This is a genomic window from Trichocoleus sp. DQ-A2, assembly GCF_039961915.1.
Classification (GTDB): Bacteria; Cyanobacteriota; Cyanobacteriia; order Cyanobacteriales; family FACHB-T130; genus FACHB-T130.
The window spans coordinates 70,103-85,113 of record NZ_JAMPKD010000004.1 but is presented as its reverse complement, the minus strand read 5'-3'; the positions used below and the strand labels follow the sequence as shown (position 1 = coordinate 85,113).

General features: G+C 42.3%; 15 protein-coding genes and 2 tRNA genes. All 17 read left to right on the top strand.

What is annotated here, in order from left to right; genetic code table 11:
- Window positions 1-37: 37 nt before the first annotated feature.
- Window positions 38-520 carry a cupin domain-containing protein gene (locus NC997_RS04820; RefSeq protein ID WP_190528353.1) on the top strand — a complete coding sequence of 161 codons (483 nt, stop codon included), beginning with the start codon at window positions 38-40 and terminating at the stop codon, window positions 518-520.
- A 522-nt stretch (window positions 521-1,042) separates the two neighbouring features.
- Window positions 1,043-1,996, top strand: a complete 954-nt coding sequence (locus NC997_RS04815; protein ID WP_190528351.1) for a hypothetical protein — start codon at window positions 1,043-1,045, stop codon at window positions 1,994-1,996.
- A gap of 786 nt (window positions 1,997-2,782) precedes the next feature.
- Window positions 2,783-3,742: a GNAT family N-acetyltransferase gene (locus tag NC997_RS04810; protein WP_190528349.1), complete on the top strand. Its 960-nt coding sequence runs from the start codon at window positions 2,783-2,785 to the stop codon at window positions 3,740-3,742.
- Window positions 3,743-3,876: 134 nt separating this feature from the next.
- The gene (locus NC997_RS04805; protein ID WP_190428392.1) at window positions 3,877-4,077 is read left to right on the top strand and encodes a hypothetical protein; all 201 of its coding nucleotides are present in this window, start codon (window positions 3,877-3,879) and stop codon (window positions 4,075-4,077) included.
- A gap of 800 nt (window positions 4,078-4,877) precedes the next feature.
- Window positions 4,878-4,944: transfer RNA gene (locus NC997_RS04800), tRNA-Met, on the top strand.
- Between the two features lie 179 nt (window positions 4,945-5,123).
- A complete protein-coding gene (locus NC997_RS04795) occupies window positions 5,124-5,858 on the top strand; it encodes a hypothetical protein (protein WP_190528347.1) in 735 nt (244 codons plus the stop codon).
- A 31-nt stretch (window positions 5,859-5,889) separates the two neighbouring features.
- Window positions 5,890-5,964, top strand: a tRNA-Leu gene (locus NC997_RS04790).
- Between the two features lie 66 nt (window positions 5,965-6,030).
- On the top strand, window positions 6,031-6,414 hold the full coding sequence (gene rplL, locus NC997_RS04785) for a 50S ribosomal protein L7/L12 (protein ID WP_190528526.1): 384 nt from the start codon (window positions 6,031-6,033) through the stop codon (window positions 6,412-6,414).
- Window positions 6,414-6,848, top strand: coding sequence for a hypothetical protein (locus NC997_RS04780; RefSeq protein WP_190528345.1), 435 nt, complete (start codon window positions 6,414-6,416; stop codon window positions 6,846-6,848). The genes rplL and NC997_RS04780 overlap by 1 nt, the downstream gene beginning before the upstream one ends.
- A gap of 178 nt (window positions 6,849-7,026) precedes the next feature.
- Window positions 7,027-8,460, top strand: a complete 1,434-nt coding sequence (locus NC997_RS04775; protein WP_190528342.1) for a hypothetical protein — start codon at window positions 7,027-7,029, stop codon at window positions 8,458-8,460.
- A 149-nt stretch (window positions 8,461-8,609) separates the two neighbouring features.
- Window positions 8,610-9,272, top strand: a complete 663-nt coding sequence (tsf, locus tag NC997_RS04770; RefSeq protein ID WP_190528525.1) for a translation elongation factor Ts — start codon at window positions 8,610-8,612, stop codon at window positions 9,270-9,272.
- 128 nt (window positions 9,273-9,400) lie between these two features.
- Entirely contained in the window at window positions 9,401-10,066 is a 666-nt protein-coding gene (locus tag NC997_RS04765; protein WP_190528340.1) for a Uma2 family endonuclease, read from the top strand.
- Between the two features lie 132 nt (window positions 10,067-10,198).
- The gene (locus NC997_RS04760) at window positions 10,199-12,208 is read left to right on the top strand and encodes an AAA family ATPase (protein WP_190528338.1); all 2,010 of its coding nucleotides are present in this window, start codon (window positions 10,199-10,201) and stop codon (window positions 12,206-12,208) included.
- 20 nt (window positions 12,209-12,228) lie between these two features.
- Window positions 12,229-12,492 (top strand): UPF0175 family protein, encoded by a 264-nt coding sequence (locus NC997_RS04755; protein WP_190528336.1) that lies wholly within the window; start codon window positions 12,229-12,231, stop codon window positions 12,490-12,492.
- 248 nt (window positions 12,493-12,740) lie between these two features.
- Window positions 12,741-13,538: a vWA domain-containing protein gene (locus tag NC997_RS04750; RefSeq protein WP_190528334.1), complete on the top strand. Its 798-nt coding sequence runs from the start codon at window positions 12,741-12,743 to the stop codon at window positions 13,536-13,538.
- A 241-nt stretch (window positions 13,539-13,779) separates the two neighbouring features.
- Window positions 13,780-14,604, top strand: a complete 825-nt coding sequence (locus NC997_RS04745) for a TlyA family RNA methyltransferase (protein WP_190528332.1) — start codon at window positions 13,780-13,782, stop codon at window positions 14,602-14,604.
- Window positions 14,605-14,688: 84 nt separating this feature from the next.
- Window positions 14,689-14,952 (top strand): hypothetical protein, encoded by a 264-nt coding sequence (locus tag NC997_RS04740; RefSeq protein ID WP_190433099.1) that lies wholly within the window; start codon window positions 14,689-14,691, stop codon window positions 14,950-14,952.
- Window positions 14,953-15,011 lie beyond the last annotated feature (59 nt).

The following is a 15,011-nucleotide window of genomic DNA, read 5'->3' as shown; positions in this document are numbered from 1 at the left end:
TATTAGGTATCCAGTAAACCATCTGAGAGTTACGAACATGGCAGAGAAGAAATCTTTGATTTTGCGGCGTCAACAAATAGAAGACAATATGCAAACATTCTCACACCCCTGGAATCCGAAATCCGAAATTTCAGGGACACAAATGGGGCGTTTGCTCGGACTAAAGCGCACCGGAGTCAACTTTGCAAAAGTCCCTCCCGGAAAGGAATCCTTTGTCTATCATTCTCATTACCGCGAGGAAGAATGGATTTACATCCTATCCGGTTGCGGAATTGCGGAAATTGATGGCGAAGAATTTGAGGTTGGTGCAGGAGACTTCATGGCATTCCCAACTCCTTCAGTCGCTCATCATCTGAGGAATGCAGGCGATGAAGACTTAGTTTACCTAATGGGAGGAGAAAACCTCGATATAGAAATTGCCGATTTTCCGCACCTTGGAAAACGCATGTTTCGCCGTGAAGATGCTATTGAAATTTTTGACGTGTCAGATGCCAAACCGTTTGGAGCATTAGACACCTGAATGAGGAAAAACGATTCGCTGGCTGGAAACGGAACTTTTTACGTTAGGGATGAGTAGTCACCTTATGGCTATTGTTCATAAGCCAGCAGTCTAACAGGATGATTGAAAGCAAAGTCATTACAGAGGAGAAAATGAGGATATACGAAAAGTTTTAGTCTGGATAATTCCCAAAATACCCTAAAGTTAGACCGCCAAGGTGCCGGATAATCTTGGTGGATAAAGGCTGTTAGACTCCAAAAGCCCAGGATAAGTCCAGGCTTGGCAAAGTTAGACGCAAAACAGTGAGTTAACATAAAAATAAGCGTGTTAGACGGCTTAGTGCGGTTGAATAAATTGTTAGTCTTCAATTGTTGGTAAGGCGAAGGCGCAATTTGACAGTTGTCTGTGGGACGTAAGACGTTGAAAAAAATGCGATTCTTTGTTTAATTTGCGTTAAAAATTCGCAATCAACGCAACTTTTGTTTATCTAGCATTATCTATAAAATTTCTAATAAAAAATTAGTTCGTTTTTAAGGAGAAGCTATGAGTGATTTCAGAAAGTTATTAAATACTCTCAAACGAGAGTCAAGAGTAAAAGAGTGTTTTTGCGCTAGTGATGAATGTTCTTCAGTTATTAAAGCGCATTCAGTCCAGAACAATAAAATTTTGAGGGAAATAGCCACCGATGGTTTGGTTGTCCAGCTAAAACCGGAGGATTTGGACGGTAATTTTATAATTGAATCAGAAGAGATAGGTAGAAAGATAGCAACAGTTTCTACCAATTTTTGTGGTTTCCATGACACAAAGATATTTCTCCCAATTGAATCAAAGGACTATCGTAAAAATGATAAGCAGCAGGAATTTATATTTGCATATCGAGCCTTTGCTAGAGAATATCACCTGAAGCGTGAAGCTAAAAATCTTTATGAGAATGCTAGAAAGGCAGCTAGAGAGGATAATAAACATTTTTTTGATTTAGTCCTAAAAGGCACAAACAACACTTTGCGACAATTAGAAAAAGAAAAGGAAAAGCTTAATACTGCTCTAAAAAAATCCGATTTTGGAATCTTTGGGACACACATAATAGAGTTCCACGGCAATTATCAGATAGCAGCTTCATCTTTATTTGCAATTAAAGAGGATTTGCAAGGGAATCCTATCAATGATCTATCTGATCTTGATCAAGAATTAAAGTGGATATTTTTAAGTGTATTTCCTCAAAAAAGCAAAACTTTAGTTCTTCTTAGTTTCTACAAGAAGAATCGAAAGTTATTTTCATTTATAAGAAATCAGCTTATGAAAAAAAGCCTTCAAGAACAGAAACTAATTATTTCAAATATATTATTATGTCATGTTGAGAATTTAGTGTTATCTCCTAGGGTATGGGAGAAACTTCTTCCAGAGAAGCAAGATGCTGTCAAGCGAATATTTTTAAAAACTATCACCTGCTCCGAAAATCGCCTATCAAATATTAGGGATATAAACCTGTTTATATGACCTTAATACCTCTTATCTAGTTCATAAAGCAGCCAAATTATAACTGGAATTGGTGGTGAGAAGATTAAACTACCAGACCTTTATAGGCTAACAAATCGTTAGGCTGGACGAAAGAGAGCTTCTAGTCTGAAGTTGTTGTGGAAAAAATACTCAAAAGCCTTAGTGTGACTAAATAGACGCAGTTTTGGACTGCTATTTTACTGGATATACCTCAGTAATTCCTAGAAAGGCTAAAAAGTTTGAGTATAGTAAGTTTTGGCTTTTTGAAGCGCTTATTAAAGCCAGAAAACCTATACATGGCTATTTTTATAGCATAGAATGATCGCTGGGTCTATATTTTTAATTAATTTACAAGGGTACAAACAGTCACTGACTATCCAAAGCTGGGTTGCCATTAGGTTATATCTATACTGCTTTGTCCCGCCAGGTTAGAGGATATTGATACACTGTTTCGTATTCGGATGAGTGCGATCGCACCTCTTGTAGGGTGCCTTAATAACGCACCACACTCTCATTAAAAACGCGAGCTTCTGCTTCTAAAGAAACGCTCAATCTAACTAACGCCTTCACGCTAGCCAAGTGGAAGAAAGCTTCTTCAGCAGCAGCTGCAAGCAGATCGCTTTAAGCAGTGCAGAAATTCATCGCGATCGCAAACTACGATCTGCAATGTCTGCTTGTCACCCAATCGGGTGAGGTGTTCTTTCCGCAAGTTTTTGTAGTATGCCTGTAGTAAAGCGCAACTTAAATTTCCGGAATTACGGCAAAGTAGGCATCTAAGCTAATTTTATGATTACTTTAACAATGCGTCCTTATGCAGGGGAAGCGGATTTAGAAGCGATCGCTCACTTGATCAATTCCTGCGAAGCGGTCGATAAACTCGATGAAGGCATATCTGTATCTGAACTGCGACAGGAATTTAAAGCACCTTCATTAGACAAAGCACGCGATCTTTGCCTCTGGGAAAACTCTGACGGTAAGCTGATTGGCTTCGGACGAATGTGGATTCCCCCTGATGGCGAAATCATCGAAGGCTACATTGGTTTCCACGTCCACCCAAGCGATCGCGGCGTTTATCTGGAAAAACAGATCGTCGCCTGGGGTGAGGAACGGATGCGCGAAGTTAGCAAAGAACGCTGCATGAGTGTTAAGCTGCGCTCCAGCGCTCGCGAAGACCAAGCCGAACGCATCGCTTTCTTAGAAAGTTGCGGTTTCACTGCCGATCGGTACTTTTTCACCATGAGGCGATCGCTGGATGAACCAATACCACAACCGCAGTTTCCAGCAGGTTTCACCATTCGCCAAGTAGAAGTTGAACAAGACGCAGAAGCGTGGGTGGAGATGTTTAACCAGTCGTTTATCGACCATTGGAATCATCACCCTTTAACTGTGGAGATGCTTAAGTATTATCTAAGCGACCGGGATTACAAGCCGGAATTAAACTTGATTGCGATCGCTCCTGATGGGACTTTTGCTGCTTTTTGCCACAGCAGGATCTATACAGAGGAAAATGCACGCAGCGATCGCAACGAAGGCTGGATTGCTGTACTAGGCACGCGGCGCGGCTTCCGTAAGATTGGGCTGGGACGAGCTATGTTACTAAGCGGGATGCAGCGTTTGAAGGCTGCTGGCGTAGAGACAGCCAAGCTTGGCGTCGATGCTCAAAATCCTTCAGGTGCGCTGCAACTCTACGAATCTGTCGGTTATGCCACACTTCACACCCGCATTTTCTACGTCAAGGATGTGTAGTTAGACTCTTGCTTAAAAATCTTGCTGCCGAACTCTTGACAACTTTTGTAGTGTTTATGTAGTATAAAGTAGTGAAGCAAGAGAACGACAAGTTCATACATCATCTTGCTTCCAACTTTAAGGAGGTGTTCAAAATGGTTCACATTCGTTTTGAAGGTCGTTCTTACGACATTGAAGAAAAGCAACTAGGTGTAACGGATGGCATGAACGACAAATCCGTTAAGGAACGCCTTGCACAGCATTTTGATGTTAGAAGCGATCGCTTCCAATCCTACGTTGTCGATCGCCGTCCCAGTGGGGATTTAATTGTACGTCCAGAAGCAGTTTACGGCTAGATAATTTTGAATTACAAATTGAACTCAAAACTCAAAATCCAATACTCAAAATTATTCATTCCCGCGCCCTAATTTGTGAAGCTTACACACATTCCCGCTTCGGTCGGGGAGGTAGTGGGTTCGACTCCCACCGACTGCTTCTTAATGCAGTCGTAGCTCAACGGATAGAGCGCCAAGTGATAACAGCTTTGCTGACTTGCGCGGGATAAAAATCAATTTTCTTGTTGATTTAATCTGAAAATAATGGCACGCGCCCCGATGTAAGAAGCATACAAACTGGTAACGTTCGGGAAACCGAATTGTAGGTTCGATTCCTACCCTCTCCGCTGCATGGAGAGGTGTCAAAAAAGCTTCTTAAACTTGCGCGTAGCTACTACTCTTTATCCCAACTGGAAATAAAAAATAAAGCTTCCACTTCGTACCCAAACTTAAAAAGCTTACATACTAGCTCTGTGGTAGAGCAATCGACTGATTAATCGATAGGTCGGGTTCAACTCCCGTTAACTATAGCTTTCTTAACTTGTACGAAGTGACAATTCTTTCCAAAACAGATTGGATACTAAATAGTGCGTTTTATGGATACTCAGCTTTAAATTTTGTGTTCCGCGCCCTAACCTGAAAAGCATACACACATCCGCCTGATAAGCGGGAGATGTAGGTTCAATTCCTACCGCTGCCATTATTTGGCAGTGTAGAGTAACGGTAACTCTCCAGTGAATAGCTTTTTTAACTTGCGCGGAACACCCAATACTTTCGAGACTGCAATAATCGCTTCGCGCCCTAATAGATAAAGCTTACATACTAGCTCAGTTGGTTAGAGCACTTGACTCATAATCAAGCCGTGACGGGTTCAATTCCCGTGTATATTCAAACAGCTTTTTCGACTTGCGCGGAGCAATCTAAATACGAATAAATTTATCGTTATTTTTGATATTTACTGGAGGGTTTTCCAATGTTATGCAGTTCTTCCCTAATTACAACAAACCTAGCCATAACTGAATGGCAATTTATCAGAATCAATAGAAATTTAGGGACGATATCGAGTAATGAGCGAACATCGTTTGGGGGAAATTGTCATTGAACGTCCTCGTGGAGGAATGAGGATAAGTGTAAAAAAGCTTACAGGCTATAAAAAATCTCTGCAAAAGATTACTAATGAGGCAATTGAAGAAGGGTTACTCTGTCCTTATTTAATTAAGACCAGAAAACGCACAAAACACTTCTCAGATTGTCTTGGTCCATTACGTCGCTGGTTGCATTCTAAAGTAGGCGAATCTTGGGATAATGTTTACAGCGAATTATGCCAGCAGCTTGAAACGAGAACGTTATCAGGACAACATATTCTCTCCCATGTATGGGGTTTTGTGGAAAAGGATGTTGAACTAATTGATGGAGTTCCTTATTCTACTAAATCGTGCAAGTATTTACCTAGAAATCCGCTGAATTATTGGAGAGAGCAACTTTATATCCATCCCGATACTAAAGTTCTCTGCTTAGCTAAGAAAGCACCCAATAAACCTCCCGAAAAGCAAGACAGTCTAGTGGTTGTTAATGACTGCCTAGAATATCATAAAATTAACAATTTGTGGTATGCAATAAAGCTTCAAAATACACCACCACCAAAGCCAGTAACAGATATTGTCTTAAAAGAAATTGCTGACGGTTGGAGTGTACGGGAGAAGCAAGGTAGAAGAATCTACAGAAAAAGTTACGCTGTCGATAAACGTCAGTGTAACAAGAAGGAAATTAAGTTCATTATGCAGCAGCTTGCAAATAGTTAAACTTTTCATTCCGCGCCCTGATAGAGAAAGCTTACATACTAGCCGAATTGGTACAGGCGCTTGATTTAAACTCAAGATTATGCAGGTTCAACCCCTGCGTATGAAACAACAGCTTTCTCGACTTGCGTGGAATGATAATATTTCATTTTTTATTATGAGGAGAAGTATAAAGATGTCTGTAAAAACAATTAAGATTCTAGAGCAAGTAAAATCTTTAACACTAACCGAAGCGGCAGAATTAGTTAAGCAAGTTGAAGCCACTTTTCGAGTTGATGGTTCGCCTCGCCAGCAGACAGGTATTATTGAAATAATCGAGGAAAAAGGTGAAGAACTTTCTGTAAAAACTGAGTTTGATGTAGTTTTGGAGGAAGTTCCTGCTGATAAGAAGATTGCAATCCTCAAAGTTGTACGGACTTTGACTAATTTGGATCTGAAGTCAGCAAAAGATTTTGTTGATTCAGCGCCGAAAGTGGTGAAAGAAGCGATCGCTCTCGCAGATGCCAACGACATCAAGCAACAGCTAGAAGTAGCAGGTGCGAAAGTAGCTCTTAAGTAATGGTCGTTGTGAAATACCAGACAGTCGATGAAATAGAAAATCTAATCGCAGCATTCAAGAATTGCACATTGCCACGAGACGAGTGGAATCATCATGCACACTTAACGGTTGCAGTATGGTATCTCACTCGTTACTCGAAGGCAGAAGCGACGAATTGCATACGCGATCGCATCCAGCACTACAACAAAGTGAATGGCATCCAAACCACCAACGACAGCGGCTATCACGAAACCATAACTCTATTTTGGATTCGGCTCATCAGTAGATATCTGTCGATTGCGGGGAAAGATTTTTCTATCGTAGATATTGTTAACGAGTTTATCAAAATTTACGGAAATAAGTCTTTTCCCTTGCAATACTACAGTCGCGATCGCTTAATGTCTTGGCAAGCTCGGATAAGTTGGACTGAACCGGATTTGAAACCTTTAGATTAGCAGGGATGACAGTCTCTTGCTTGGCAAATTATAATGGCAGTTGTCGCCGCGCCCCAACAGAAAAAGCTTACATACCCTTTTAAGGTAAAAAAACAGCTTTCTCGACTTGCGCGGCACCAAATTACTTGCGTGCGACATCTGCCTCCTCAACACTTCAAATGAAATGGAGGTAGTTGCAATGAATACACTAGAACGCGACTTGCGTTTGGAAATGCTCAACAGTCTGCTGACTACGCCACACCGGGAACTCGGTAAGGTAGCAGAAGTGCATAAGATGATGGTCGAACTTGACCCCATCTTTTACGGACACCTGGCTGTATGGTATCAGCGTCAGGGTGATGTGCGCGACCACAAGGAAGTTTTTGTCGGTAATTTGCTTACCAGCAGCTTGAACGAACACCGAGGTGCGGGTTTTATGATGCTACAAGAGTTTCCACCTTACCAGGTGGCGCGGATTGTAGACTTTATGAAGCAGCATCAGCAAAAGTTACCGCGTTCGGCGCGGACTGCGGTGCGGCGATATTTGCAGGAACGGGAAAAGAATGCTGCATTTTTCGATCGCGCTGCGGTGCGGGGACGCAAGGCGATGAAGCATCTGTATGCAAGTTTGCACATCCGCCCTAGCGATCGCGCTAACGCCGTACTATTCAAAGATGCACCGCCTGAAGATAGTCTTGCGTTTGCACTCAAGCAGCTTGCAAAAGCAGAGACACCACAAGCACAAGCACAACTGATTGCAGAACACAAAATTCCCTACACTGTCGCCATTGGTGCGGTGAAGGAAGTAACGCCAGAAGTGCTGATGGCGCTAGTTAACGCCATGTCACCGCAGGAGGTAATTAACAACCTCAAGTCACTCCAAGCGCGAGGTGCGATGGAAAACGCTGAGGTGAAGGTGTTGATTGATGCAAAACTGACTGAAGCTGCAACAAGCGATCGCGTGTCTGCATTCAAGGCGCTGAAAGCAGCAGGTGTCGCCAATGTCGATGATGCAACTGTGGCGCAGCTAGAGCAAGTTGTCAACGAACAGGTAAAAAAGCGGGGTAAGATTACCAAGTCTACCGCCTTGTTTGTAGACAAAAGCAGCAGCATGACTGAAGCGCTGGAAGTCGGAAAGCAAATTGCAGCTTTGATTTCTGGCATCAGCGAAGGTAACTTATTTGTTTATGCCTTCGACACCAAAGCTGTTGAAGTAAAAGCACAAGGTAAAGCGCTGTCAGATTGGGAGAAAGCTTTCCAGAAGCTGTTTCCGGATGGTTGCACTAGCATTGGTGCATCGCTGGAAAAGATGCGGCAAAACAAACAGTCGGCAGAACAAATCATCATCGTTACCGATGAAGGCGAAAACAACGCTCCTTACTTCAACACAGTTTATCCCCGATACTGCGAAGAATTGAAGGTTGTGCCGAATGTAATTATCGTCAGAGTCGGCAATCATAGCAACCACTTAGAAAAGCAGTTGCAACAGTCTCAAGTATCGCTGGAGACATTCACTTTCGCTGGTGATTACTACTCTCTGCCAAACTTGGTGCCATTGTTGTCTCGTCCATCTCGCCTTGAATTGTTGATGGAAATTCTAGAGACACCGTTACCAGTGCGAGTTGATAACTAGATAGGCTCACTTGTGGCTAAATCGAAGCATAGAAAGCCTAACCTCTAACCCCTTCCTCTTGTAAGAAAGGGGAAGAAAAAAGCCCCTCTCCCCGCAGGAGAGGGGTTGGGAAGAGGTCAACAAAATTATTAGTCAACGAGGAATCAAATCTGGTGGAAATAACTGCACAAGTTGTCAAACAACTGCGCCTACAAACAGGTGCAGGCATGATGAATTGTAAGAAGGCGCTGGATGAAACCAATGGCGATATGACCAAAGCGATCGCATGGTTGCGCCAAAAAAGTATGAGTAGAACATGCGGCGGCAGCCATCGTATTTCGGCAGAAGGAATTATTGACAGCTACATTCATACTGGCGGTAAAGTTGGGGTGCTAGTAGAAGTGAACTGCGAAAGTGATTTTGTAAGTCGCAGTGAAGTATTTCAAACCCTGGTGCGGAACATCGCCATGCAAATTGCCGCTTGTCCGAATGTGGAGTATGTAAAGGTAGCAGACATTCCGACTGAAATTGTTGCGAAAGAAACAGAAATCGAAAGGGGACGCGATGACTTGGCTAGCAAACCAGCAAACATCAAAGAAAAAATTCTTCAAGGACGAATTGAAAAACGCCTGAAAGAAATGTCTTTGATGGATCAGCCTTACGTTCGCAACCAAAGTATTGTGGTGGAAGAACTGGTTAAGCAAAGCGTCGCCCAACTGGGCGAAAATATCCAAGTGCGTCGCTTTGTCCGCTTTAAGTTAGGCGAAGGCATTGAAAAGCCAGAAAGCAACTTTGCCGAAGAAGTGGCTGCACAAATGGTCGGTAGGGAATAAAGCTGAGAGCTTATACTTGTGGGGTGGGCATCTTGTCTACCCTACTTTCTTCAGAATCGTTAAGCTACTTATACTCACCACTCAGCACTTCCAAGATAGGATAGTCTCAATAATAAAAAGTTGAAACAATGGCAAGCCCTTCCCTGCCAGTTCAAGATATACCTAGAGAACGCACCCATCGAGTTATCCTGCAAGGGGTTAGTTGGCAAACTTATCAAGCATTGTTAACTGAAATGGGGGATAATCGTTCTTCTCGTCTTGCCTACGATCGAGGTGTATTAGAAATTACAATGCCGTCCGACCGCCACGAAACTAACACGAAGCTTTTGGAACGGATGATCGAGGCATTAACTGAAGAGTTGGACTTACCCATAAAAGGATTTCGTTCAACAACTCTAAATCGAGAAGATTTGCAGCGTGGTGCAGAACCAGATTCTTGCTATTACATCCAAAATATTGAGCGCATTCAGGGTAGAACGATAGACCTTACCAAAGATACTGCACCTGATTTAGTAATTGAGGTTGATATTACCAGTCCCTCTAGTAGAAGACTACAAATTTACAGTCAATTAGGAGTTTCTGAAGTTTGGCGTTACGTTAAGGAACGGGTAGAAATTAACCAGTTACAGACAGGAACATACAATCTCTGTGAGAATAGTCCAACGTTTCCATTTGTATCAGTAGAAATTATTAATCAATTTTTACAGCAAGCAGAAACCCAGGACGATACTACTTTTATACGTGCTTGGCGTAAGTGGGTAAGAGAGAAACTGCGGGAAAAAGAGGATTGCTGAGGATGCGATCGCACTTAGGGTTATAGCTTGTAATTCTTGAGGGGCGGTCATCTTGGATGCCGTACTGACTCTCGGAGCAGCAGCCCTTACACTATAATTGAGGACAACTGTTATGCCGATGAAGCTTCTGAAATGATTACAGTAGAGATAACACCTGGTAATCCAGGCAGCAATGAATACCAAGCTGCTAAAACTTTAAAAGCAATTTTTGAAAGAGATATTGAGCCATCTAGGAACGGCAGAATTTTAATTGCTCCTAATTTGACTTTGTATGGACAGGAAACCAAAGATATAGACATCATGGTTTTTAATCAATTTTCTACGTTTCCTTGTACGTTAAACTCTAAAGGTAAACAAGGTAGAAAAATAACCGATTATTCCAAGAAAATTGTCAACATCAAAAACTTTTGTTTTGTAATTGAAGTGAAAGACCATCCTATAGAAAAGATTAGTTTTGAAGCACTTCGCAGTTTAGTGCTTTATAAAAATAAATGGCATGATGCAACCAACCAAAACGAACAGCAAAAATACTCACTACTAAATTTTTTTAAAGATAAAATTGGGTGGAGTCCTTATATTTGTAATTTTATTTGGTTTAGAAATATTAATTTAGTTGACCTACCGAACTACCCTCATAATGTATTGCATTCAACTCCAACATTTATTCAAATTTTAGAACTTGCCTGTGAACAATGTTTTCCTTATTTTTATCCTGGTGATGGTGGAGGCTACTGGGATATTTCTTGCACCCGGATTAAATCTTCAGAAATATTTGATGGCCTTGATGAAGTATTTTCTGTTTTTGAGAAAGCGAAAAAAGGTATAGGCAAGCTCACAAAAAGCAGGCTTGATAATATTACAAAAATAGAGATTTTAAAAAATCAAAAGTATGCAAACGCTATAGGCAAAAGATTGGTAGTGTTACGTGGCAGAGCTGGCACTGGCAAAACAGTGAAACTGCTTCACATTTCCTATAATTTGTATGTAAAAAATGAGCAACGTTGCCTAATTCTTACTTATAACAAAGCTCTTGTATCTGATCTTAAACGGATGATTGCTCTCGCTCACGTTAGTGATGACATTGCCGCTCCTACTATTGCTGTTAGAACCGTACATTCTTTCATGCGAAGTCTCATGATCGGCTTTGGAATTGATATACACGAGCAGGAAGACGGATATTTTATAGAGCATTATGACGACTTAAAACAGAAAATGCTTTCTTATATTAAGAAAGGACTTTTAAATACCAATGATATCCAGCGGCTAATGAAGAAAAAGCATGATGAGGTTGCTTGGGATAAGGTATTAATCGATGAATGTCAAGATTGGCCAGAAGATGAAAAAGAAATCCTGTTCACTATTTTTGAAACTAAAAATTTTATTATTGCAGATGGGATAGACCAATTAATTCGGAGTACAAATAGAACTGACTGGTTGACTGGCGTTGACCATCATCCAATAGTCCCGCAGAAAAGGTCACTGAGACAAACAGCAAACCTATGCCGATTTGAAAAACACTATGCTGCACAGGTTGGATTAACCTGGGACTTAGAGCCAAAAGATGACTTACTCGGAGGAAAAATTATTATTACATCTGAAGAGTATAATCCTTCTTTGCACCAAAGGTTACTGGATGAGTGTGAAGAGTCTGGCAATAAACCTTATGAAATGCTTTTCCTAGTTCCACCAAGCCTTGTTGATAAAACTTATAGTGATGAGGGAAAAGTTACTAATAGCAGTTTTAAATTAAGCCCAAAATGGAATGAATGGGGTATCAAGTTATGGGATGGAACCCACTCTGGAAATAGATCGGACTATCCGAAAGAGGTGGAAGAGATTCGCGTATTGCCTTATGACTCTTGTAGAGGTTTGGAAGGCTGGACTGTTGTATGTCTGGGAATGGATGAATTTTTTGAATACAAAAAGTCTAAATTGAACAATTTTGAAGAAGAGCAACTGAGCCTTAATCTAAATAACTCACAAAAAGTAAGAGAAGAACCTGCGTATAGATGGTGTATGATACCATTTACAAGAGCAATTGATACTTTAGTTATAACTATAAAAAATCCACAATCAGAATATGCTCTTATTTTGAGAAATTTAGCTGCCAAATGTCCAGACTTCATTGAATGGATTGAGTGAACAGCGAGTTTTAAGAAGAAATGACAGCATCAAAGATTGAGGTTAAGTTTACTGCAGCAGTCCCTAAAGTATCTGAAGAACATCTAGCCCAAGCTCGATGCAAAGCGCATGAGGCGTTTGTGATGGAACTGCTGAGGCAAAGTAACATCAGTGCAGAAAGGGCAGCAAAACTGTTAGATATAGATCGGTGGCAGCTAGCTGAACTGATGTTTGTTTATGACATCTCACCTTTTGATGACATGATCGCTAAGGAAGAACTGCAACGCGAGATCGCATATCTCTAGCGTTAAAAAAGTGCTAGATGACTTGATAGCCAACGGCTACACGCATTGGTCAACGGCTTTATGATGATGCCTTGACGATCGCAGGAGAGTAGGGCAATATTGTAGTATGTGTATTACAAAAAAGCAGCACTGCTTTGGGGAATTGCTCACCAAGCGGTTTGATTTGTGTAGTGCTTCGCACTAAGGCGCTGCAACGCTTACGCATTTAAGTATTTAACGATTATCTAATTTTAAAGGTGGTGAGACTGATGAAAAAAGCTCTCAATCATGTTGATGTTTGCTTTGTAATTGATACAACTGGCAGTATGGGTAGTTTCATCCAAGAAGCAAAACAACAATTGCTGGATACAATTCGTTTGTTGTCAGCTGACAGTGATATCAATTTGCAAGTCGGTTTAGTAGAATACCGCGATCACCCTCCACAAGACACCAGTTTTGTAACTCGCATCTATCCGCTGACTGCAAAGTTGCAGGAGATGCAGAAGAACATCAACAAACTGGAAGCGAATGGGGGTGGAGATCATCCGGAAGCTGTTTATGATGGTGTTCAGGATGCGGCTAACCAGATGAAGTGGAGACGCAACAGTTGTCGTTTCATTTTGTTGGTGGGTGATGCACCGCCGCACGGTTTCCATGCAGATCGCGATGCTGAGGGCTTCACGCATACCGATCCGGCGCGATATCCTAATGGTTTAACGGTGCAGTCGGTAACGGCGGCGGCGGAAAATCAGCGAGTAACGGTTCATGCGCTGTGCATGGGAGGCGATCGCGCTACGTTGCAGTCGTTTACCGCGATCGCAACTGGCACGAGTGGACAATGTGCCTCTGTCCGCGATGCTAAAGATGTGATCAGTCAGATGGTAGCTATGCTAACTAGCGAATTCCGTAACTTGGAATTTGACGGTAAAGTATTAGATACGGTACAGCGTCTTGGTTCTCTAGATATCAGCGCTACTGCTGAAACTCTCGCTTGTCCAAGACTGCAAGTTGCATCTGCGATCGCGCGACTTGGAAAGCGTGGTTTTTTGGAGGCATTAATTGTCTAGGTAATGCTTGCGTGCCCTAACTTTTAGAGCATACATACTGTTTACGAGAGGATAAGTATCCGTGGCTTCGACTCGATCGAAGCAGCGAACGTGGGAGGAAGGGGCGAAGAACCTGGGAGGTAAGCGATTAAGTAGCTATCCTTTAAATAGTGTGTAATAACTAACCAGCGGAGTTCCTTTTCGATTGCGATCGCTTTGCTCTATTAACTTGCACGCAAGCAATCCCTAATATATATAATTAATGGCGAAACAACGACTTGACACCTTATTAGTAGAACTTGATTTATGCACCTCCCGGCAGTTAGCACAACGGCTAATACGTGCCGGTGAAGTAATGGTTAATCAGCAAGTCATTGATAAGCCGGGAACGGAGGTAGAAACCGAGGCGCAAATTAAAATTAAAGAGCGATCGCGTTTTGTTTCCAGAGGCGGTGAAAAACTCTCCAAAGCACTTGAAGAATTTGGCATTTCCGTACAAGATCGAATTTGCTTAGATGGCGGAATTTCTACTGGCGGATTCACCGATTGTTTGCTGCAAGCTGGGGCAAAAAAAGTTTATGGCGTTGATGTCGGTTACGGACAAGCTGACTGGAAATTACGCAATGATACGCGGGTAGTGTTGAAAGAACGGACTAATCTGCGCTATCTCACACCAGAGGAATTGTACGGTGATGAACAGCCAGCAGATTTAACGGTTGTAGATGTGTCGTTTATTTCCCTAACCAAAATTCTCGATGCTTTGTGGAAATTGACACAGCCTCCTAGAGAAGCGGTATTGCTAGTAAAGCCGCAGTTTGAAGTCGGGCGATCGCGTGTTGGTAAAAAAGGTGTGGTGCGAGATCCTGACGATCAAGCAGATGCTATTTTCCAAGTATTACAAGCCGCGCAACCGTTGGGATGGCAATATCGCGGCTTAAGTTGGTCGCCAGTGACCGGGCCTGCTGGTAATATCGAGTATCTGTTGTGGTTGGATATGGATAGCGCCACACTACCGCCGAGTTTGCAAGCCATTAAACAGATTACCGAATCCGCTGCATCTCACTTTCGAGATAATCTTAAATCGTAAATTTTTCTGTCAGTTTTGATACCGTTTGGCTCTATTCAGGTCAAATTGAGACAGAAGCAAGCCTTAAAAGTAGAGGGTCAAAGCATGAGTACCCAAGACCAAGCACGGGAATTGATGGCGCAGCACCGTCACCACGACGAACACTTACACGAGTCCATGCGAAGCCGTGCAGAGGCTGAGGTACATCAAACTCACCCTGCTGACGCCCATACCCAAGAACAGGCACGGGAATTGATGTCGCAGCACCGTCACCACGACGAACACTTACAAGAGTCCATGCGAAGCCGTGCAGAATCAGAATTAGGCGCTGCCGATCGTGGTGCTGATTCTTCCCAAGTACAATCTTGATCTGAATTTAAAAGTTGAATTACACTGAGAACTTCTCCTGCGCCCCTTCCCTGTGAGGG

Coding starts and splice junctions, on each gene's coding strand:
- NC997_RS04820 (WP_190528353.1), top strand. CDS start 38: ATGGCAGAGAAGAAATCTTTGATTTTGCGGCGTCAACAAATAGAAGAC.
- NC997_RS04815 (WP_190528351.1), top strand. CDS start 1,043: ATGAGTGATTTCAGAAAGTTATTAAATACTCTCAAACGAGAGTCAAGA.
- NC997_RS04810 (WP_190528349.1), top strand. CDS start 2,783: ATGATTACTTTAACAATGCGTCCTTATGCAGGGGAAGCGGATTTAGAA.
- NC997_RS04805 (WP_190428392.1), top strand. CDS start 3,877: ATGGTTCACATTCGTTTTGAAGGTCGTTCTTACGACATTGAAGAAAAG.
- NC997_RS04795 (WP_190528347.1), top strand. CDS start 5,124: ATGAGCGAACATCGTTTGGGGGAAATTGTCATTGAACGTCCTCGTGGA.
- rplL (WP_190528526.1), top strand. CDS start 6,031: ATGTCTGTAAAAACAATTAAGATTCTAGAGCAAGTAAAATCTTTAACA.
- NC997_RS04780 (WP_190528345.1), top strand. CDS start 6,414: ATGGTCGTTGTGAAATACCAGACAGTCGATGAAATAGAAAATCTAATC.
- NC997_RS04775 (WP_190528342.1), top strand. CDS start 7,027: ATGAATACACTAGAACGCGACTTGCGTTTGGAAATGCTCAACAGTCTG.
- NC997_RS04765 (WP_190528340.1), top strand. CDS start 9,401: ATGGCAAGCCCTTCCCTGCCAGTTCAAGATATACCTAGAGAACGCACC.
- NC997_RS04760 (WP_190528338.1), top strand. CDS start 10,199: ATGATTACAGTAGAGATAACACCTGGTAATCCAGGCAGCAATGAATAC.
- NC997_RS04755 (WP_190528336.1), top strand. CDS start 12,229: ATGACAGCATCAAAGATTGAGGTTAAGTTTACTGCAGCAGTCCCTAAA.
- NC997_RS04750 (WP_190528334.1), top strand. CDS start 12,741: ATGAAAAAAGCTCTCAATCATGTTGATGTTTGCTTTGTAATTGATACA.
- NC997_RS04745 (WP_190528332.1), top strand. CDS start 13,780: ATGGCGAAACAACGACTTGACACCTTATTAGTAGAACTTGATTTATGC.
- NC997_RS04740 (WP_190433099.1), top strand. CDS start 14,689: ATGAGTACCCAAGACCAAGCACGGGAATTGATGGCGCAGCACCGTCAC.